Raw genomic sequence first — 20496 nt, forward strand, 5'->3', positions numbered from 1 at the left:
ACTTTTGGCCCTTTCACGGGTACGCCCGCCCATCGCCCAGCCTTTTTACAGAGACGAATATGAGCATAGTCATAAAAACCCCGGAAGAAATCGAAAAAATGCGCGTGGCCGGCCGCCTGGCCGCCGAGGTGCTGGAGATGATCGAGCCTTATGTCAAGGCCGGTGTCACCACCGACGAACTCAACCGAATCTGTCATGACTATATCGTGAACGAACAGCAGGCCATTCCGGCGCCGCTGAACTACCACGGCTTTCCCAAGTCCATCTGCACCTCGGTAAACCATGTGATTTGCCATGGCATTCCGGCGGACAAGAAGCTCAAGGACGGCGATATCATCAATATCGACATTACCGTGATCAAGGATGGCTACCACGGCGACACCTCCAAAATGTTTACCGTGGGCAAGCCCAGCATCATGGCCGAGCGTCTGTGCCGGGTCACCCAGGAGTGCATGGAGCTTGGCATTAAAATGGTGAAGGACGGCGTTCACCTGGGCGATATCGGCGCCGCCATTCAGCAGCACGCCGAGGCCCACAACTATTCGGTGGTACGGGAATACTGCGGCCACGGCATCGGCAAGGAGTTCCACGAGGAGCCCCAGGTGCTGCACTACGGCAAGGCCGGCACCGGCGAGGTACTGAAGGCGGGCATGTGCCTGACCATTGAGCCCATGATCAACGTGGGCAAACGCCACAGCAAGATGCTGAACGACGGCTGGACCGTGGTGACCAAGGACCGCAGCCTGTCGGCCCAGTATGAGCACACCATTCTGGTGACCGAAACCGGCTGCGAAGTGCTGACCCTGCGCAAGGACGACAACCTGCCGCGGATTATCACCGCTTAACCGCGATGCGAAGCAGCAGCGCGGTTGCGCTCCGCCGACACGCTTCAAGCCCATCCATGGGACACTCGGCAAATGCCATCCATGGCATTTGACGGTCGGCTACGGCAATCCCCGCTGCTGCTTCGTGAAATATTGGTGTCGCCTGTTGGAATAACAGCGCCTGTAGGTTGGGATGAGCAACGCGAATCCCAACATGTTCCAAGTCCCTGTTCCCCATTCCCTATTCCCTGAATCACCCTCATGAAACCCAACGTTACCCGCAGCCCTGACCGACGTCCCCGCAAACCCGCACCGAAAAAGCCGTCCGGCCCAACCGTGACCCTGCTGCTGAACAAGCCCTATATGGTGCTGTGCCAGTTTACCGATGGCGACGGTCGCGAGACCCTGGCCGACTATGTGGATGTGCCCGGTGTTTATGCCGCCGGCCGGCTGGACCGCGACAGCGAAGGTCTGCTGGTGCTGACCAATGACGGTGCCCTTAATGCCCGCCTGACTCAGCCCGGGCGCAAGACCGCCAAAACCTACTGGGTGCAGGTGGAAGGCGACCCCAGCGAGGCCGATCTGGATAAATTGCGTCAGGGCGTAGAGCTGAAGGACGGTCTTACTCTGCCGGCCGAGGTTCGGCGTATGGAGGCCCCTGATGTCTGGCCGCGCAATCCGCCCATACGCGAGCGAAAAAATATTCCCGATACCTGGCTGGAGATTAAAATCACCGAGGGGCGCAATCGGCAGGTGCGACGCATGACCGCCCATATCGGTTTTCCCACTCTGCGGCTGATCCGTTACGCCGTGGGCAACTGGACCCTGGGTGACCTGCAACCCGGACAATGGAGAAAAGTATGAGTCATGCGGTAACCCTGGCGGTGATCGTGCGTGCCGGTGAACGTTTTTTGATGGTGGAAGAATGGCAGCAGGGCAGAGTCATGTTCAACCAGCCCGCCGGCCACCTTGAGCCCGGTGAAAACCTGCTGGACGGGGCACGCCGCGAGCTGCTGGAAGAAACCGGCCTGACACTGCCCCTCGAACAGGCGGTGGCCGTGTATCAGTACACGGCGCCGGACAACGGCAAGCACTTTGTGCGCTTTACCTTCTGCACCGAGGTGGACGAGCCCCTGCCAACAAACCCGCAGGATCCGGACGGTGACATTATTCGCTGCCACTGGCTGACGCTGGCTGAAATTGAAGCGCTCGGTAAACAACTGCGCAGCCCGCTGATTTTGGCCTCATTTCGGGATTATCTTAAGGGCGAGCGGTTTCCTATCTCGGCACTCAAAAGCTGGGACTAGGGAATGGGGATTAGGGAATGGGGAATAGGGAATAGGAACTGAAACTACCCACCATTCCCCAGTCCCTATTCCCTTAAAGAAAGCTCCCTCCCCCTCACCGCATTTGTCTGGTAAAATAGCGCCCGTTTTGCAATCGAGTAATGGGCGTTATGAGCGATAACAGTCAGGTTAAAGTGATTGTCGGCATGTCCGGCGGTGTGGATTCCTCGGTCTCGGCGTATCTGCTGCAACAGCAGGGCTATCAGGTGGAAGGCCTGTTTATGAAGAACTGGGAAGAAGACGACACCGACGAGTACTGCTCCGCCGCGGAAGACTTGCGCGACGCCCAGGCCGTGTGCGACAAGCTCGGCATTGAACTGCACACCATCAACTTTGCCGCCGAATACTGGGACAATGTGTTCGAGCATTTTCTGGCGGAATACAAGGCCGGCCGCACCCCCAACCCGGATATCCTTTGCAACAAGGAAATCAAGTTCAAGGCCTTCCTCGAGTTCGCCGCCGAGGATCTGGGCGCCGACTACATTGCCACCGGCCACTATGTGCGCCGCAGCTTTGACGACCAGCCCAAACTGCTGCGCGGTATCGATGGCAACAAGGATCAGAGCTACTTCCTCTACACCCTGAGCTCACAGCAGGTGGCCAAAAGCCTGTTCCCGGTGGGCGAGCTGGAAAAGCCCGAGGTACGCCGCATTGCCGAACAGCTGGAGCTGGTCACCGCCAAGAAAAAGGACTCCACCGGCATCTGTTTTATCGGCGAGCGCAAGTTCACCGACTTTCTGGCCCGCTACCTGCCCGCCCAGCCCGGTAATATTGAAACCGTGAACGGTGAAGTGATCGGCCAGCATCAGGGCCTGATGTATCACACCCTGGGCCAGCGCAAGGGCTTAGGCATCGGCGGCCTGAAAAACGCCGGCGACGAGCCCTGGTATGTGGTCGACAAAGAGGTCGAGCGCAACGTGCTGGTGGTGGCTCAGGGGGATCACCCCCGGCTCTATTCCGACGGCCTCATCGCCCGTCAGCTGCACTGGGTGGATCGCCAGCCGATCACCGAGACCGTTCGCTGTACCGTCAAAACCCGTTACCGCCAGACCGACATTCCCTGCACCATAGCGCCGGTGGACGCCGATACCATTCGCGTGATCTTTGACGAGCCCCAGGCGGCGGTGACGCCGGGTCAGTCGGCGGTGTTTTACAGCGGCGAGGTGTGCCTGGGCGGCGGCATTATCGAAACCCGGTTCAACAAGGATAAAGCGTGAGTCACAGTCTCGAAAACCAGACCCTGGCCTTTGCCGGCATCTGCCAGGCCGCTCACCTGGTACAACAGGTGGCCCGCCAGGGCGTGATTGAAGACAAGGCGGTGCTGTCTTCCACCCTGCACAGCATCATGGTCACCGACGCCGAGCAGTCGGCAGACATTTACGGCGGTCACGACCACCTGCGGCTGGGCTATCAGACCCTGATCGAACAGCTCAACGGCGACAGCAGCAAGAAAGACGCCGAACTGACCCGCTATCTGGTGGGCCTGGTGGCGCTGGAGCGCAAGCTGGCCAGGCGCCGGGATCTGCTGTCGATGCTGGGTGAGCGCATCAGCCAGGTCAAACGCCAGCTGCATCATTTTGATCTGCTCGACGAGCAGGTACTGGCCAACCTGGCCGGCATTTACAGCGACATTGTCAGCCCCCTGGGGCCGCGCATTCAGGTCGCGGGTAACCCCAGTTACCTGCAGCAGCCGCTGGTGCAGCACCAGATCCGCGCCCTGCTGCTGGCGGGCATTCGAAGCAGCGTGCTGTGGCGCCAGCTCGGTGGCAAACGCCGGCATATTCTGTTTTCCCGCAAGCGACTGGTGGCTCAGGCCCAGGCCGCCCTGCGTTATTAAGTGTTTTAATACCCCCCAACCTTCAGGAGTTACAGTTGATGGAATTGTCAGCATTAACGGCCATTTCCCCGGTCGATGGCCGTTACGGCAACAAAACCGAGGCGCTGCGCGCCATTTTCTCCGAGTTCGGCCTGCTGCGCTTTCGCGTAGAGGTGGAAGTTCGCTGGCTGCAGGCCCTGGCCGCCGAGCCCGCCATTGCCGAAGTGCCGGCCTTCTCCGCTGAAGCCAATGCCCTGCTCGACAGCATAGTGGCCAACTTCAACGAAGCCGACGGTCAGCGCATCAAGGACATTGAGCGCACCACCAACCACGATGTCAAAGCCGTGGAATACTTCCTGAAGGAAAAGGTTGAGGCCCTGCCCGAGCTGGCCGCGGTGAGCGAGTTCATTCACTTTGCCTGCACCAGTGAAGACATCAACAACAACGCTCACGCCTTGATGCTGAAAGCGGGCCGTGACGACGTGGTGGTGCCCTACTGCCAGCAGCTGGTGGATGAAGTAAAACGCCTGGCCGCCCAGTACCGCGATCTGCCCATGCTGAGCCGCACTCACGGTCAGCCCGCCTCGCCCACCACTCTGGGCAAGGAAATGGCCAACGTGGCCTACCGTCTGGAGCGTCAGCTCAAGCAGATCCAGGGTATTGAGCTGCTGGCCAAGATCAACGGCGCCGTGGGTAACTACAACGCCCATATCTCCGCCTATCCGGAAGTAGACTGGCACGCCTTCTCCGAGCAGTACGTGACCGGCCTGGGCCTGACCTGGAACCCCTACACCACCCAGATTGAGCCCCACGACTACATTGCCGAGCTGTTTGACGCCCTGGCCCGCTTCAACACTATTCTGCTCGACTTCGACCGGGATGTATGGGGCTATATCTCCGTGGGTTACTTCAAGCAAAAGACCGTGGCCGGCGAAATCGGCTCCAGCACCATGCCCCACAAGGTCAACCCCATCGACTTTGAAAACTCCGAGGGCAACCTGGGCCTGGCCAATGCCATCTTCAACCACCTGGCCGCCAAGCTGCCGGTATCCCGCTGGCAGCGTGACCTCACCGACAGCACAGTGCTGCGCAACCTGGGTGTGGCCGTGGGCTACTCGCTGATCGCCTATCAGGCCACTCTGAAGGGCATCAGCAAGCTGGAAGCCAACCCGCAGGCGCTGGCGGCCGATCTGGATCAGAACTGGGAAGTGCTGGCCGAGCCGGTACAGACCGTGATGCGCCGCTACGGCATCGAAAAGCCCTACGAGAAGCTGAAAGAGCTGACCCGGGGCAAGCGGGTGGACGGCGACGGCATGCGCGCCTTTATCGACACCCTGGAACTGCCCGAGTCCGTGAAGGACGAGCTCAAGCAACTGACCCCGGCCAACTATATCGGCCGCGCGGTCAAGCTGACCGACGAGCTGAAGTAATCCTGTAGGCCCCGATTTATCGGGGCAATGGTGCCGCCCGGCAATACCACTTGCCCGGTTAAAACCGGGCCTACAACATACAAGGGCGAAGTAACATGCTTCGCCCCACTTCACAGATTTTCTTCCCCAACTCCCCCGCCCGTGCGGCAGACCACAAAACGCTCACTTCCTCTTCGCTTTTTTCCCTTTTGTTTCATTAACATGCTTTTCGGACTTGGTCGGGAGCAGCAGAAACATGAACAGCCGGACACGGGAAATGGCGCACATTGTCATGCGCGGTTTCGACGCCTTTTACCGCTATTTTCTGGTGATCACTCAGGGTGCCAAGGTACGGTTTGAAACCCAGGACTGGCATGGCGTGCAGCTGGCCGCACGTCGCCGCATCTGGCTGTATGACGAACACGTCAACAATACCGTGCGCGCCGTGCTCGACTACAACCGGAGTCCCCTGCGCCATCAGGAGCTGAAGGCACTGAAACAGGCCTTTAATGATCTGCTGATCGCGCATCCCAATGCGGACATGGCCGAGTCCTTCTACAACTCGGTCTACCGCCGCTCTACCCGTCATCGCAGCATTCGCGCCGAAAACCTCTACGTGCACCCCTTTGTGCCTTGCCCGGGAGAGCAGGATCTCGCGCCCATGATCTGGCGCTATCATATTGCCCCGGAAGAACTCGCCACCACCCTGCAGAGTCTGCTGGAACGCCTGGGGCTGGACAGGCCCTTTGTACGGCTGGAGCGGGATCTGGAGCATATTGAGCACACCATGGCCGAGCAGGGACTGACCGTTGAGCCTCTGCAGCTGACGGTGATCAACACCCTGTTTTACCGCAACAAGGGAGCCTACCTGATTGGCCGGCTGGAACGGCCCGAAGGGCTCCTGCCCTTTATATTGCCGATATTGCATGAAAAGGACGGTCTGGTCATCGACACCCTGCTGCTGAGCCGGGATGACGCCTCCATTCTGTTTGGCTTTGCCCGGGCCTATTTTATGGTGTGCTGTTCAAAGCCCTCGCTGCTGGTGCAGTTTTTACGGCCGCTGCTGCCCAACAAGCCGGATTATGAAATCTACAACGCCATCGGCTGGCAAAAGCATGGCAAAACCATTTTTTACCGGGGCTTTTTACAACATCTGCAGAATTCACGGGATCAGTTTGTAACAGCGGAAGGCATCAAGGGCATGGTGATGTGCGTGTTTACCCTGCCCTCGCTCGATGTGGTGTTCAAGGTGATCAAGGACCAGGTCACACCGCCCAAAACCGTGGATCGCACCACCGTCAAGGCCAGATACCGGCTGGTGAAACAGCATGACAGAGTGGGGCGCATGGCCGACACCATGGAGTTCACCAACTTCGAACTGCCACTCAACCGTATCAGCCCCGAACTGCTGGAAGAGCTGCAACGGGAGGTGCCGTCGCTGCTGACCCTCAAGGACGAGCGACTGATCATTCATCACCTTTATACCGAGCGCCGCATGACCCCTCTTAACCTTCACCTGGAGCAGGCCGATGACGAGCGGCTGCGTGATGCGCTGGATGAATACGCCAGTGCGCTCAAGCAACTGGCCGCCGCCAATATCTTTCCCGGTGACATGCTGTTCAAGAACTTTGGCGTCACCCGCCACGGCCGAGTGATTTTTTACGACTATGATGAAATCGCCTATATGACCGAGTGCCACTTTCGCGATATTCCCAGAACCGATAACCTGCAGGATCAGCTCAGCCCGGAGCTCTGGTACTCGGTGGGGCCTAACGATGTGTTTCCCGAGGAGTTCAACACCTTTCTGCTCTATAACCCACGCATTCGTGACGCCTTTGGTGAGCAACATATGGAACTGTTTACCGCCGGCTACTGGCGGCAACTGCAGCACAACATAGAACAGGGCCGGGTTGAGGATATCTTCCCCTACCGGCGGCGGCAGCGGTTTAAATACAAGTACGGTGAAGAGTGTGAGGGGAGAGGTGTAAAGAGTGAGGGGTGAGGGGTGAGGGGTATGGACACTCTCCTCACATCTGTCCCCTCTCCCCTCACACAAAGCTTACAGCTGCGGGTGGCTCAGGGGCTCGCGGGACACCAGCACGCCATTCAAATCCGAATACACATAATCGCCCGGCTGAATGGTCACCCCGGCAAAGGTGACCGGCACGTCCACCACCCCTTCACCGCGTTTTTCCGAACGGATCGGGCAGGCCGCCAGGGCCTTGATGCCGATGGCCAGCCCGCCCAGGGTGCCGGCATCACGAATGGCGCCGTGAATGATGATACCTTCCCAGCCGTTTTCCAGGGCCTTTTCCGCCAGCATGTCTCCCATCAGCGCGCAGCGCAGCAGGCCGCCGCCGTCCACCACCAGCACCTTGCCGGTGCCCGGCTGTGCCACCAGCTCCCGCACCCGGGAGTTGTCTTCGTAGCAGCGCACCGTCACTGCCTGCCCCCAGAACAGGGATTCTCCGCCAAAGTCGCGAAAAACCGGGTCCAGTACCTTGATCTTGTCTGCATGTTCGTCACACAGATCCGGCAGCAAATCGAGCATTTCATTCTCCATTATCAAAACTCAGGTAACCGGCGTTGCCGGAGCCGCTGCGCGGAATCCGGCAGCCACACCGGGATTCAGCCTTAAAACAGGGCTTGACCTGGATCAACCCCCTTAATAAAACTATTTAACAATATCTATTGCAAACTGTTGTTATGCCGGTGTTAACTGTTAAAATAACACCAATTTATCAAAAGGACCTCTGTTCTTCCCCTTTTCAAGCCTGTTGGGTATGACGCAGTAACTGCATGGGACGCATATAAAAACAATAATGGCATCGGCACAGGCACAAAACCGGAGCATAAGGCGGCATGGTGTAAACTTGTTACAGCATGGCTCTGCCCGGTACCCGAGATTTGTTCCGCTGCCAGCGACAGTATTTTTACATTCAGAGAACAGGTAAGCTCATGCAGACTCCACACATTCTTATCGTTGAAGACGAACTGGTCACCCGCAATACCCTCAAAAGCATTTTTGAGGCGGAAGGTTACACCGTGCTGGAAGCCACCGACGGTGAGGAAATGTACAAGGCCCTGTCCAGCCACAAGGTCAATCTGGTGATCATGGATATTAACCTGCCAGGCAAGAACGGTCTGCTGCTGGCTCGGGAGCTTCGCGAGCAGCACAACCTGGCGCTGATGTTCCTCACCGGCCGCGACAACGAGGTTGACAAGATCCTGGGGCTGGAAATCGGTGCAGATGACTATATCACCAAGCCGTTCAACCCCCGGGAGCTGACCATTCGCGCCCGCAACCTGCTGGGCCGGACCATGCAGGCCCCTGATGGTCAGGAAGAGGAAAAGCAAGTTGAAGCCTACCGCTTTAACGGCTGGACCCTGGACATCAACAGCCGCGCCCTGGTCAGCCCCAACGGTGAAATGTTCAAGCTGCCCCGCAGCGAGTTTCGCGCCATGGTGCACTTCTGCGAGCACCCGGGCCAGATCCAGAGCCGCGCCGAGCTGCTGAAGAAAATGACCGGCCGCGAGCTCAAGCCTCACGACCGCACCGTGGACGTGACCATTCGCCGCATTCGCAAGCACTTTGAATCCGTGCCCGATACCCCCGAGATCATCGCCACTATTCATGGCGAAGGCTACCGTTTCTGCGGTGAGCTGGAAGGGTAAACTCTTTGGAGCGCCTGCGGCGCTAATGCAGGCTGGCAGCCTGCGCTCCACCACATAGTGCCATCTGCAGCTTGCCCGCATATTGCCGCTGAAGCGGCAAAAAAATACCGGCCATTTGGCCGGTATTTTTGTTTGCGCCTGTGTGCCCTTACAGCACGTCGACGGCGTTCAGCTCGCGGAACGCCTGCTCCAAGCGGGCGATCATGCTGAGCTGGCCTTCACGCAGCCAGACGCGGGGATCGTAGTACTTCTTGTTGGGCTTGTCGTCGCCCTCGGGGTTGCCGATCTGGCCCTGCAGATAGGCTTCCTTTTCCTTGTAGTAGTTCATCACGCCAGCCCAGGTGGCCCACTGGGTATCGGTGTCGATGTTCATCTTGATCACACCGTACTCGATGGATTCCTTGATTTCCTCGGCAGAGGAGCCGGAGCCACCGTGGAACACGAAGTTCAGGGACTTGGGCGCCAGACCGAATTTCTCGGACACGAACTTCTGGGAGTTGTCAAGGATCTTCGGGGTCAGCTTGACGTTGCCGGGCTTGTACACGCCGTGCACGTTGCCAAAGGAGGCGGCAATGGTGAATTTGTCGCTGATGGCACTCAGCTTCTCGTAGGCGTAGGCCACGTCTTCCGGCTGGGTATAGAGCAGGGAGCTGTCCATGCCGGTGTTGTCGACGCCGTCTTCCTCACCGCCGGTGCAACCCAACTCAATTTCCAGGGTCATGCCAATCTTGCTCATCCGCTCCAGGTACTTAGCGCAGATCTCGATGTTTTCTTCCAGGCTTTCTTCAGACAGGTCGATCATGTGGGAGCTGAACAGCGGCTTGCCGGTTTCGGCAAAGTGCTTCTCACCGGCGTCGAGCAGGCCGTCAATCCAGGGCAACAGCTTCTTGGCGGCATGGTCGGTATGCAGGATCACCGGCACACCATAGGCCTCGGCCAGGGCATGCACATGGCGGGCACCGGAAATGGCACCCAGAATGGCGGCCTGGTGACCTTCCAGCTTGAGGCCCTTGCCGGCAAAGTAGGCGGCGCCACCATTGGAGAACTGCACGATCACCGGGGCCTTGACCCTGGCGGCGGCTTCCATCACGGCATTGACCGAGTCGGTACCCACCACGTTCACCGCCGGCAGGGCAAACTTGCCGGCCTTGGCGATTTCAAAGATTTTCTGCATGTCATCGCCGCTGACTACGCCCGGCTTGACCACATCGGAAATTTTCTGGGACATTGTATTGCTCCTGTAAGCTGCATCACGGCCGGCGCTGCCGACCGTGATGGAAAAATGGATTCAACTGCAGGCGCCGCTTTAGCTGGCGCAAACCTGAAGGCTGCTGTCGCTTAAAGGCCTGTTGCACAGGCCCTGCCGACTAAAGTGGCAGCTACAAAATCAGGTCGTTGGTTAAATGTAATAAGAGTTAGCTCTGGGCGCGCTGTTCCAGCATGGCCACCGCCGGCAAGGTCTTGCCTTCCACGAACTCCAGGAAGGCGCCGCCACCGGTGGAAATGTAGGACACTTTGTCCTTGATGCCGAACTTGTCGATGGCTGCCAGGGTGTCACCACCACCGGCGATGGAAAAGGCCTCGCTCTCGGCGATGGCTCTGGCCACCACCTCGGTGCCATGGGCAAACTGATCGAACTCAAACACACCCACCGGACCGTTCCACAGAATGGTTTTGGCTTCCTTCAGGATTTTGGCCAGGGCCTCGGCGGAGTCGGGGCCGAGATCGAAGATCATGTCGTCGGCGTCCACCTCGCTCACCGGCTTGGTGGCGGCCTCGGCCTGCTCGGAGAACTCGGTGCCCACCACCACATCGGTGGCCAGGGGAATGGCACAGTCGGCGGCCAGTTTTCTGGCGGTATCGAGCAGCTCGGGCTCATACAGCGACTTGCCCACCGGGTGGCCGGCGGCAGCGATAAAGGTGTTGGCTATGCCGCCGCCCACCACCAGCTGGTCGGCCACTTTGGACAGCGACTCCAGCACGGTCAGCTTGGTGGACACCTTGGAGCCGCCCACAATGGCCACCATGGGGCGGGCGGGCTTGTCCATGGCCTTGGCCAGGGCGTCCAGCTCGGCGGACAGCAGCGGGCCGGCACAGGCCACGGGGGCGTATTTGGCCACGCCGTGGGTAGAAGCCTGGGCCCGGTGTGCGGTGCCGAAGGCATCCATCACGAAGACATCACACAGGGCGGCATACTGGCGCGACAGGGTTTCGTCGTCCTTTTTCTCGCCCTTGTTGAAGCGTACGTTTTCCAGTACCACCAGCTCGCCCTCGGCAATGTCCAGGCCATTCAGGTAGTCGCTGGCCAGGCGTACCGGCACGCTCAGCTTGCCGGCCAGATAGTCCACCACCGGCTGCAGTGAGAACTCGTCGGCAAATTCCCCTTCGGTGGGGCGGCCCAGGTGCGAAGTGACCATCACTTTCGCGCCCTTGGCCAGGGCCGCTTCAATGGTGGGCAGCGAGGCCAGAATGCGGGCGTCGGAGCCGACCTTGCCGTTTTTCACCGGCACGTTCAGGTCGGCGCGGATCAGCACCCGCTTGCCGGACAGATCGAGTTCATTCATTTTGATGACAGACATAATGCGTCCTCTAATTGGCAGTACTGTTGTTAATTCGTTTTTCTCGCCGCCAGCCAGGCCAGGCTGGTATCCAGCATGCGGTTGGCAAAGCCCCATTCATTGTCGCACCACATCAGCATCTTGATGAGGTTGGCATCGCTCACCCGGGTCTGGGTGCCGTCGATGATGGAAGAATGGGGATCGTGGTTGAAGTCCACCGACACCAGCGGCGCTTCTGTGTAGTCGAGAATGCCCTTGAGCGGCCCCTGTGCCGCCTCGCGCAGCACTTGATTGACCTCTTCCACCGACGCGTGTTTTTCCACGATAATGCTGAGATCCATGGCGGTGACGTTAATGGTGGGCACCCGCACGGAGATGGCCTCAAACTTGCCGGCAAAATGCGGCAATATGCGCTCAACGCCCTTGGCCAGCTTGGTGTCCACCGGAATAATGGACTGACTGGCGGCCCGGGTACGGCGCAGATCGGCATGATAGGCGTCAATCACCTGCTGATCGTTCATGGCCGAGTGAATGGTGGTGATATTGCCGCACTTGATGTTGAACACCCGGTGCAGGGTCTCGATCACCGGCACCACGCAGTTGGTGGTGCAGGAAGCGTTTGAAACGATGGTCTCATCGCCGGTGAGCTGCTGGTGATTCACACCATAGACGATGGTGGCGTCCACATCGCTGTCGGCGGGGTGGGAAAACAGCACTCGCCCCGCTCCCGCCGCCAGGTGCAGGCCGGCATCGGCCCGGCTCGACAGCACGCCGGTACAGTCCAGCACCAGATCCACGCCCAGCTCGGCCCAGGGCAGCCTGCCGGCCTCGGGCTCATGACACAGCCGGATATGATCGTCGCCAATGCGCATGCCCTCCCCCTCCAGGCTCACTTCCCGGCCAAAGCGGCCGTGGCTGGAGTCGTAGCGGGTAAGGTGAGCCATGGCCTCGGGCTCGGCCAGCTCGTTGATGGCCACGATTTTCATGTGCCGGTCAAGGCCGCGCTCGTAAAAGGCACGCAACACGCTGCGGCCGATGCGGCCATAGCCGTTGATGGCGAGTCGAATCATGAGTGTCTGCTTCCTGCTGGGCTGCGGGCGAAAGGCCCGGTGTCAGAATTCAGGCCCAAGTCTAACGAGGATTGAAAGCGAGGGGAATGGTGAAGGCAGTGATGCAGCCCTAAAAAGGAAAAACCCCGGCCGTTTGCACGTCCGGGGCAGTCATCAGGGATTAAAATTCAGACAACTTCCAGCTCGGGCTCAGGCTCGGTAACCACCGGACTTACCTTGGCCTGAACCGCCTGCTGCTGCAGCCAGTGCAGCATTTGGGCGGGGTAACAATCGTCCGCCGACCACTGGCAGGGCGGCGGGGTTGAAACAGCACTCATACGCGACACATTATCCATAAAGCAATCCTCGCTGATGGAACCAAACTCAGATTAACCTTACCGATTGACGGTTTGATGACATTACCCGCTTTGCCACTAAAAGGCCAATTCAAGCCACAAGGGCGCCCCCGCACTAATGCAGTCGAGCCGCCTGCGCTCCACTGTCCTGCGATATGGGTTCTTCCTCCTCCACCACCTCAGGCTCGCTCAGCTCCAGCTCCATCTGGCCGGCGCTGGCCTCGGCCAGGGCTTGCTCTTCCAGATCCGGAAACACCTCCTCCATCGGCAAATCCACGAACTCCTCGTTACGGGGATCGAGCTCGGTGATCACACCGGGCGTATCGGCGGGCGTGGCAATCCAGGCGGCCTGCTCGGCCACCGGCACCGCCGGCGTGCGCCACTGCCACCACAGGGTGTAGCCGCTCAGTAACAGGGCCACGCCGCCACAGCCGATATACAGCCCCTGAGGCCCGAGCCAGGTCATCATGCCGGAGCTGAACAGGGGGCCGAGCGAACTGCCCAGACCATAGCTCAGCAGCAGGGTGGTACTGGCAGCCACGATATGATGGGCCTCCATGCGGTCATTGGTAATGGCCACCGCCACCGGATAGATGGACGCCACCATGCCCATATAGAGGGCGGAAAAGCCGATCAGAATGCCGAGGTGATACTCGCCCCCAATAATCACGCCGGCGGCGCTGAAGGCAATAAGCAGATTGATGACCAGCATAATGCTGCCCCGGTTAAGGCGATCACACAGTCGTCCCAGAGGCCAGGCAAACAGAATAAAGGTAAAGATGGACGCCGCCATAAACCAGGACAACTGACCCACGGGCAGGCCCACCTGAATGGCGTAGACAGGGGCCATGGCGTAGAAGCTGCTGATCAGCACGCCGCTGCACAGGGCCGCCAGCAGCCCCACCGGGGCGCTGCGAATAATCGACCTGATACTGATGCGCTCGCTGTGCTCCACCGTGGGCGCATCCATTCGGGTCAGCGACAGCGGTACCAGGGCGGCGGTGAGCAGAATGGCGCCAAGCGTAAACGGCACAAAGGCGGCGGGGTCGGTAAAGCCAATCAGCAGCTGGCCGGCGGTGGCCGCCAGATAGGCGCAGATCTGGTAGGCAAAGAACAGGGTGGCGCGATTGTCACTGGTGGCCACGGCACTGAACCAGCTTTCAATCACCACAAAACTGCCGGCCACGGCAATGCCGCTCAATGCTCTCAGCAGTGCCCAGACAATAATGCTGTCGGTGAGCGGAAAGATCAGAGTAGAGCTGGCCAGTACGGCACTGAACACCGCAAAGGCGCGAATATGACCTACCCGCTTGATCACCCTGGGCCCGTACAGGGAGCCCAGCACAAAGCCCACCGAGTAGCACACCATGATGCTGCCGATCAGAGTCGGCTCCACCTGTCTGAGACCCAGGTTAACCCCCAGCAGGGTCATCACAAAGGTGTTGCCCCCCATCAGCAGAAACACGCTGAAGATCAGCGACGACAGGGAGATAACCAGACGTTTTATCATGGCGGTTGGTCGTTTGACGGTGAGTGAAAGGCGCCCAGAGTGACAGCAAGCAGCGGGGCTGAACAAGTCCTGAGCGTTCAATATTCGGTGCCGATCACTATTTCTTGAACCAAAGCGCTTTTTGAACCGAACATAAACAAAAACCCCCGGCCGGGGCCGGGGGTTTTTATTCAGCAAAAGCCGGGCTTAGCCCTGGGCTTTCAGCTTGCGACGGTAGGCGTGCAGCAGCGGCTCGGTGTAACCGCTGGGCTGGGTGGTGCCTTCAAACACCAGGGCGCAGGCGGCTTCAAAGGCGATGCCATCGAAGTCGGGCGCCATGTTGCGATACAGGGGATCGCCGGCGTTCTGCTCGTCCACAATGGCGGCCATGCGCTTCATGGACTCCATCACCTGCTCCTTGGTCAGGATGCCGTGACGCAGCCAGTTGGCGATATGCTGAGCGGAGATACGCAGAGTGGCGCGGTCTTCCATCAGGCCCACGTTGTTGATGTCGGGCACCTTGGAGCAGCCCACACCCTGGTCGATCCAGCGAACCACGTAGCCCAGAATGCCCTGAGCGTTGTTGTCCAGTTCATTCTGAATATCTTCTGCGGTCAGGGCGTCACGATCGGCCTGGGTCAGCAGCGGAATGGTCAGCAGGTCGTCCAGTTTGGCCGGCTTGCGGGACTTGAGTTCATCCTGACGCGCTTTCACATTCACCTGATGGTAGTGAGTCGCGTGCAGTACGGCCGCAGTCGGCGACGGAACCCAGGCGGTGTTGGCACCGGCCAGCGGGTGAACGATCTTGGTTTCCAGCATGGTGGCCATGTTATCGGGAATGGCCCACATGCCTTTGCCGATCTGCGCCTTGCCCTGCAGGCCGGCAGCCAGGCCCACGTCCACGTTGTTGTTTTCGTAGGCGCTGATCCAGGCTTGCTTGCGCATGTTGCCCTTGCGCACCACGGCGCCGGCTTCCATGCTGGTGTGAATTTCATCACCGGTACGATCCAGGAAGCCGGTGTTGATAAAGACCACACGGTCACGGGCTTCATAGATGGCGGACTTCAGGTTGGCGCTGGTGCGGCGCTCTTCGTCCATGATGCCCACTTTCAGGGTGTTCTCGGCCAGACCCAGCACTTTTTCGATGCGGCTGAACAGCTCAACGGCAAAGGCCACTTCTTCGGGGCCGTGCATCTTGGGCTTGACGATGTACACGCTGCCGGTGCGGGAGTTGCGGAACTTGCCGTTGCCCTTGAGATCATGAATGGCGATCAGGCAGGTGACCAGGCCGTCGATGATGCCTTCCGGCACTTCGTTACCGTCCTTGTCCAGTACCGCTTCGTTGGTCATCAGGTGACCCACGTTACGCACGAACAGCAGGCTGCGGCCGTGCAGGGTGAAAGACTCGCCCTGGGGGTTCAGGTATTCGCGATCCGCGTTCAGCGCGCGAACGATTTCCTTGTCGCCCTTCTTGATTTTCTGGGTCAGGGTGCCTTTCATCAGGCCCAGCCAGTTGCGGTAAACACCCACCTTGTCTTCGGCGTCCACGGCGGCCACGGAGTCTTCACAGTCCATGATGGTGGACAGGGCGGCTTCAACGATCAGATCCTTGATGCCGGCCTTGTCGAGCTGAGCAACCGGGTTGGCGGCGTCGAACTGCAGCTCAATGTGCAGGCCGTTGTTGCGCACCAGTACGGAAGCCGGAGCAGTGGTATCGCCCTTGTAACCGGCGAACTTGTCGGCGTCGGCCAGGGTGGTGGTGTCACCGTTTTCCAGAGTGATCTGCAGCTCACCGTCGACCACTTTATAGGCGGTGGCGTCGGCGTGACTGCCGGCAGCCAGCGGCGCGGCCTGATCCAGCAGGTTGCGGCCCCAGGCAATCACCTTCTCGGCGCGGCGCGGGTTCAGGGATTTGGTCTTTTCGGCGCCATCGGTTTCGGGAATGGCGTCGCTGCCGTACAGAGCGTCATACAGGCTGCCCCAGCGGGCGTTGGCGGCGTTCAGGCAGTAACGGGCGTTGTTCACCGGTACCACCAGCTGCGGACCGGCCAGGGTGGCCAGCTCGGCGTCAACATTGGTAGTGGTGATTTTGTAATCTTCCACTTCCGGCACCAGATAACCGATGTCGGTCAGAAACTGCTTGTAAACGGCTGCATCGTGGGGCTTGCCGGCGTTGGCCTGGTGCCACTCGTCGATCTGTTTCTGCAGGGCTTCCCGCTTTTCCAGCAGGGCGCGGTTTTTGGGGGCCAGATCGTTAACAATCTGCTCCATGCCACTCCAGAACGCGGCGGGCTCAACGCCGGTACCGGGAATGATTTCATTTACTACCAGATCATGTAGAACGGTAGCGACTTGCAAAGTGCCGAGGTGAGTACGTTCCGTCATAGTTGCTTCTTCTATTCTAGTTGTCAGTAGTGTTCAATCGACCGATCACTAACCCTAATCGCTTGGGAGCGATAGTTTACCTGCGAAGACGGGTCTAGGCAAAGTCGAATTGCGATTTATGGTCACAGGATCTTCACAAATTGTGAATAAAAAATCACTAACTTTATATTCTTCTATATAATTCAATCATATAACACAACTGCTCAGCAATTAACCCCTGACTCAGGATCAACCAGGATCCGCCACCGATCCTTTATCTCCAACTCCCTTTCCTTCCCTCCATCCGGCGTGTTTTGCACCCCCTTTAAACAACAAAACGCGCCGAAGCGCGTTTTTTTACCAACCAGTTTTGCCGTTTTAATCAGTCCAGCATGCTGTGAATATCTTCATCACTGGTATGGCGTACGTCCTTGCCCTTGACGAAATAGATGATGTATTCGCAGATATGCTGCACCCGGTCCCCGACCCGTTCCAGAGAGCGGGCGCACCAGAGCACGTTGAGCACATGGGGAATGGAGCGGGGATCTTCCATCATGAAGGTCATCAGCTCACGAATAATGGACTCGTACTCCCGGTCCACCTTGTCATCTTCCTTGTGCACTTCGATGGCCGCTTCCACGTCCATTCGGGCAAAGGCGTCGAGAGACTCGTGCAGCATGCGCACGGTACGCCGGCCCATGTTTTCCATGGAGACCAGCGGCGGCTGCTTCTTGTTGGCGTTGTCGAGCAGCATCATGCCAATGCGCTTGGCCACATCACCGATGCGTTCCAGATCGGTGATGGTCTTGATAATCGCCAGCACCAGACGCAGATCCGAAGCCGCCGGCTGACGCTTGGCGATAATGCGGGTGCATTCCTCGTCGATCTGTACCTCCAGCGCATTCACCTTGTGATCGCTGGCCACGATCTGACGGGCCAGATCCATGTTCTGCTCATGAATGGCGGTAATGGCGTCATTCAGTTGCTGCTCCACCAGGCCGCCCATCACCAGCACCTGATTGAGTACGCCTTCCAGCTCAACGTTGAACTGGCCGGAGATATGTTTGTTGAGATTCTGCTTGTCCATGGTGCAGGCTCCTTAGCCGTAACGACCGGTAATGTAGTCTTCGGTCTTTTTCTTGCTGGGGGTGGTGAACAGGGTATTGGTGTCGGCGTATTCGATCAGCTCCCCCATGTACATAAAGGCAGTGTGATCCGACACCCGGGCCGCCTGCTGCATGTTGTGGGTCACGATCACCACAGTGTACTGCTCTTTCAGGGTGTTGATCAGCTCTTCGATCACCAGGGTGGAAATGGGATCGAGCGCCGAGGTGGGCTCATCCAGCAGCAGCACTTCCGGCTCGATGGCGATGGCCCGGGCGATCACCAGGCGCTGCTGCTGACCACCGGAGAGACCAAAGGCGTTGTCGTGCAGACGATCCTTGACCTCGTCCCACAAGGCGGCGCCGCGCAGAGAGCGCTCCACCGCTTCGTCCAGCCGGCGGCGGTCATTGATGCCCTGCAGGCGCAGGCCATAGACCACGTTCTCGTAGATGGATTTGGGAAAGGGATTGGGACGCTGGAATACCATGCCCACCCGGCGGCGCAGCGCCGCCACATCCACTTCCTTTCCGTAGATATTCTGGTTGTGCAGCAGAATTTCGCCTTCGATGCGGCAGCTTTCCACCAGATCGTTCATGCGGTTGATACAACGCAACAGGGTCGACTTGCCGCAGCCAGAAGGGCCGATAAAGGCGGTGACCTGGCCCTTTGCAATTTTCATATCCACGTTGAACAGCGCCTGCTTGGCACCGTAAAACAGGTTGAGTCCGCGTACTTCCAGAGCGGTCTGCTCCTCGCTCAGGCGGCTGACATCCAGGGTCGAATCCTGACCAAGGGGGGTAGCGACGTTAATCATGTTTCTATACCTCTAAACGTTGGCCGGCCGGTTTACTGATCCAGCGAGCGGAATTTTTCACGCAGGTGATTGCGAATGCCGATGGCGGTCAGGTTAAGCCCCACGATCACCGTCACCAGCAGGAAGGAGGTCGCATACACCAGGGGGCGCGCCGCCTCCACGTTCGGGCTCTGGAAGCCCACGTCGTAAATATGAAAGCCCAGATGCATGAACTTGCGGTCCAGATGCAGGTAGGGGAAGTTGCCATCCACCGGCAGGTTGGGCGCCAGTTTGACCACACCGACCAGCATCAGCGGCGCCACCTCACCCGCAGCCCGGGCAATGGCCAGGATCAGACCGGTCATGATCGCCGGGCTGGCCATGGGAATAATGATACGCCACAGGGTTTCGGCCTTGGTCGCACCCAGTGCCAGGGAGCCCTGACGTACCGAGCTCGGTATCCGCGACAGCCCCTCTTCGGTAGACACTATCACCACCGGCAGGGTCAGAATGGCCAGGGTCAGGGCTGACCACAGCACACCCGGGGAGCCGAAGGTCGGGCTGGGCAGGGCTTCCGGATAAAACAGCTTGTCGATGGAGCCGCCCAGCATGTAGACGAAAAAGCCCAGACCAAATACGCCGTACACGATGGAAGGCACACCGGCCAGGTTGATCACCGCAATACGGATGATCTTGGTCAGGCTGTTCTTGCCCGCGTATTCATGCAGATAGATGGCCGCCACCACCCCCAGCGGGGTCACGATAATGGCCATCAGGATCACCATGAATACGGTGCCGAAAATGGCCGGGAACACGCCGCCTTCGGTGTTGGCTTCCCGCGGCTCACCGCTGATGAACTTGCCCATCTCCTTGAACCAGTGGCCGGTCTTGGCCACCGTCCCCATGTCGTTGGGCCAGGCCACGTCCAGCACATCGCCCAGAGACAGGGTCACTTCCTGGCCACGCATGTCACGCACCACCACGCTGTCACGGCGGGTTTCGTCACGCAGGGCGAACAGATCCTTTTCCAGCACGCGGTAATCGGCGCGAAGCTTTTCCTCTTCAGCCTGAATGTCGGCCAGCGCCTGTTCGGTCAGTTCCCCCTCCAGCTCCAGCTTGCGCTGTTCCAGACGCAGCCGCTCCAGCTGGTGGTTGATGCTGCCGATCTCGCCGCGCTGCAGTTCATCCATGCGTTCGTTAAGCTCGTCTACCCGTTCAATGCGGGCCCGCAGCTGCTCACGCACATCGCCGGCCACGGCACTGCCGTTTTCCAGCACGCGTTCCACATAGCCGTAAAAGTTGCCGTTGTGGGAACGCTCAAGCACCGCCAGACTGGCCGGAATATCCCGGGACTGAATGTCGGTTTCCAGGATCCAGCGAAAGTCCAGGGGCACGAATTCCCGGTTGCCGGTTTTCACCAGATAACGGGTCAGATTTTCTTCGGTCACCCCTTCCAGCGCCAGGCCGGAGCCGCGCAGCTGGGCCACCGGTACTTCTTCCCGGTCGTGGATTTCACCGATCACGGTGTAACGCTCGCCCTCGGGCGTGCTCAGCTGCCATTCATAAATGGTGTGCGGCCAGAAATAGACCAGTCCGCGCCAGCCGATCATCAGCAGCAGACCCAGCACGGCCACCAGGCTGAGGCTGACAGCCCCGCCGGTCATCCAGATCCAGGGCGCACCCGATTTGAACCATTTACTCATTCGTCTCGCC

The 20496-nt window shown here is 59.1% G+C and carries 17 protein-coding genes and 1 pseudogene; 8 read left to right on the forward strand and 10 right to left on the reverse strand.

The genetic code is table 11. The features are described from left to right. The first annotated feature begins 59 nt into the window (after nucleotides 1–59). The 7 genes and pseudogenes from map (at nucleotide 60) to aceK (ending at nucleotide 7397) form a co-directional block, all read left to right on the forward strand. Nucleotides 60–845 (forward strand): type I methionyl aminopeptidase, encoded by a 786-nt coding sequence (map, locus tag DA373_RS01405; protein ID WP_107850563.1) that lies wholly within the window; start codon nucleotides 60–62, stop codon nucleotides 843–845. A gap of 240 nt (nucleotides 846–1085) precedes the next feature. Continuing rightward, nucleotides 1086–1679, forward strand: a pseudogene (locus DA373_RS01415) (pseudouridine synthase); the annotation flags it as partial. A gap of 5 nt (nucleotides 1680–1684) precedes the next feature. After that, nucleotides 1685–2131 carry an NUDIX hydrolase gene (locus DA373_RS01420; protein ID WP_107850566.1) on the forward strand — a complete coding sequence of 149 codons (447 nt, stop codon included), beginning with the start codon at nucleotides 1685–1687 and terminating at the stop codon, nucleotides 2129–2131. Between the two features lie 149 nt (nucleotides 2132–2280). Further along, nucleotides 2281–3387, forward strand: coding sequence for a tRNA 2-thiouridine(34) synthase MnmA (mnmA, locus tag DA373_RS01425; protein WP_107850567.1), 1107 nt, complete (start codon nucleotides 2281–2283; stop codon nucleotides 3385–3387). After that, nucleotides 3384–4007 carry a high frequency lysogenization protein HflD gene (hflD, locus tag DA373_RS01430; protein WP_107850568.1) on the forward strand — a complete coding sequence of 208 codons (624 nt, stop codon included), beginning with the start codon at nucleotides 3384–3386 and terminating at the stop codon, nucleotides 4005–4007. Before mnmA ends, hflD begins: the two co-directional genes overlap by 4 nt. A 38-nt stretch (nucleotides 4008–4045) precedes the next feature. Next, nucleotides 4046–5416 carry an adenylosuccinate lyase gene (purB, locus tag DA373_RS01435; protein ID WP_107850569.1) on the forward strand — a complete coding sequence of 457 codons (1371 nt, stop codon included), beginning with the start codon at nucleotides 4046–4048 and terminating at the stop codon, nucleotides 5414–5416. A 235-nt stretch (nucleotides 5417–5651) separates the two neighbouring features. Next, entirely contained in the window at nucleotides 5652–7397 is a 1746-nt protein-coding gene (aceK, locus tag DA373_RS01440; RefSeq protein ID WP_107850570.1) for a bifunctional isocitrate dehydrogenase kinase/phosphatase, read from the forward strand. 57 nt (nucleotides 7398–7454) lie between these two features. On the opposite strand, the gene DA373_RS01445 is transcribed toward aceK, so the two are convergent. Next, nucleotides 7455–7946: a putative 4-hydroxy-4-methyl-2-oxoglutarate aldolase gene (locus DA373_RS01445; RefSeq protein ID WP_107850571.1), complete on the reverse strand. Its 492-nt coding sequence runs from the start codon at nucleotides 7944–7946 to the stop codon at nucleotides 7455–7457. A 407-nt stretch (nucleotides 7947–8353) separates the two neighbouring features. On the opposite strand from DA373_RS01445, the gene arcA reads away from it, so the two are divergent. Then, the gene (gene arcA, locus DA373_RS01450; protein ID WP_107850572.1) at nucleotides 8354–9070 is read left to right on the forward strand and encodes a two-component system response regulator ArcA; all 717 of its coding nucleotides are present in this window, start codon (nucleotides 8354–8356) and stop codon (nucleotides 9068–9070) included. A gap of 148 nt (nucleotides 9071–9218) precedes the next feature. Here arcA and fbaA read toward each other — a convergent pair whose 3' ends face one another. From fbaA to pstA, 9 genes are all read right to left on the reverse strand, one after another. Beyond that, nucleotides 9219–10298 (reverse strand): class II fructose-bisphosphate aldolase, encoded by a 1080-nt coding sequence (fbaA, locus tag DA373_RS01455; protein ID WP_107850573.1) that lies wholly within the window; start codon nucleotides 10296–10298, stop codon nucleotides 9219–9221. A 187-nt stretch (nucleotides 10299–10485) separates the two neighbouring features. Then, entirely contained in the window at nucleotides 10486–11649 is a 1164-nt protein-coding gene (locus DA373_RS01460) for a phosphoglycerate kinase (RefSeq protein WP_107850574.1), read from the reverse strand. 29 nt (nucleotides 11650–11678) lie between these two features. After that, nucleotides 11679–12698, reverse strand: coding sequence for an erythrose-4-phosphate dehydrogenase (gene epd, locus DA373_RS01465; RefSeq protein WP_107850575.1), 1020 nt, complete (start codon nucleotides 12696–12698; stop codon nucleotides 11679–11681). Nucleotides 12699–12865: 167 nt separating this feature from the next. Beyond that, nucleotides 12866–13015: a hypothetical protein gene (locus tag DA373_RS16250; protein ID WP_157953663.1), complete on the reverse strand. Its 150-nt coding sequence runs from the start codon at nucleotides 13013–13015 to the stop codon at nucleotides 12866–12868. A 133-nt stretch (nucleotides 13016–13148) separates the two neighbouring features. Next, on the reverse strand, nucleotides 13149–14543 hold the full coding sequence (locus DA373_RS01470; protein WP_107850576.1) for an MFS transporter: 1395 nt from the start codon (nucleotides 14541–14543) through the stop codon (nucleotides 13149–13151). Between the two features lie 186 nt (nucleotides 14544–14729). Then, nucleotides 14730–16907: a malate synthase G gene (locus DA373_RS01475; RefSeq protein WP_107850577.1), complete on the reverse strand. Its 2178-nt coding sequence runs from the start codon at nucleotides 16905–16907 to the stop codon at nucleotides 14730–14732. 361 nt (nucleotides 16908–17268) lie between these two features. Next, nucleotides 17269–17973 (reverse strand): phosphate signaling complex protein PhoU, encoded by a 705-nt coding sequence (phoU, locus tag DA373_RS01480; protein WP_107850578.1) that lies wholly within the window; start codon nucleotides 17971–17973, stop codon nucleotides 17269–17271. A 12-nt stretch (nucleotides 17974–17985) separates the two neighbouring features. Further along, nucleotides 17986–18804 (reverse strand): phosphate ABC transporter ATP-binding protein PstB, encoded by an 819-nt coding sequence (gene pstB, locus DA373_RS01485; protein WP_107850579.1) that lies wholly within the window; start codon nucleotides 18802–18804, stop codon nucleotides 17986–17988. Nucleotides 18805–18836: 32 nt separating this feature from the next. Beyond that, the gene (gene pstA, locus DA373_RS01490) at nucleotides 18837–20486 is read right to left on the reverse strand and encodes a phosphate ABC transporter permease PstA (RefSeq protein ID WP_107850580.1); all 1650 of its coding nucleotides are present in this window, start codon (nucleotides 20484–20486) and stop codon (nucleotides 18837–18839) included. Nucleotides 20487–20496 lie beyond the last annotated feature (10 nt).

Origin of the sequence: Oceanimonas marisflavi, from assembly GCF_003049725.1 — a bacterium.
Lineage (GTDB): Bacteria > Pseudomonadota > Gammaproteobacteria > Enterobacterales > Aeromonadaceae > Oceanimonas > Oceanimonas marisflavi.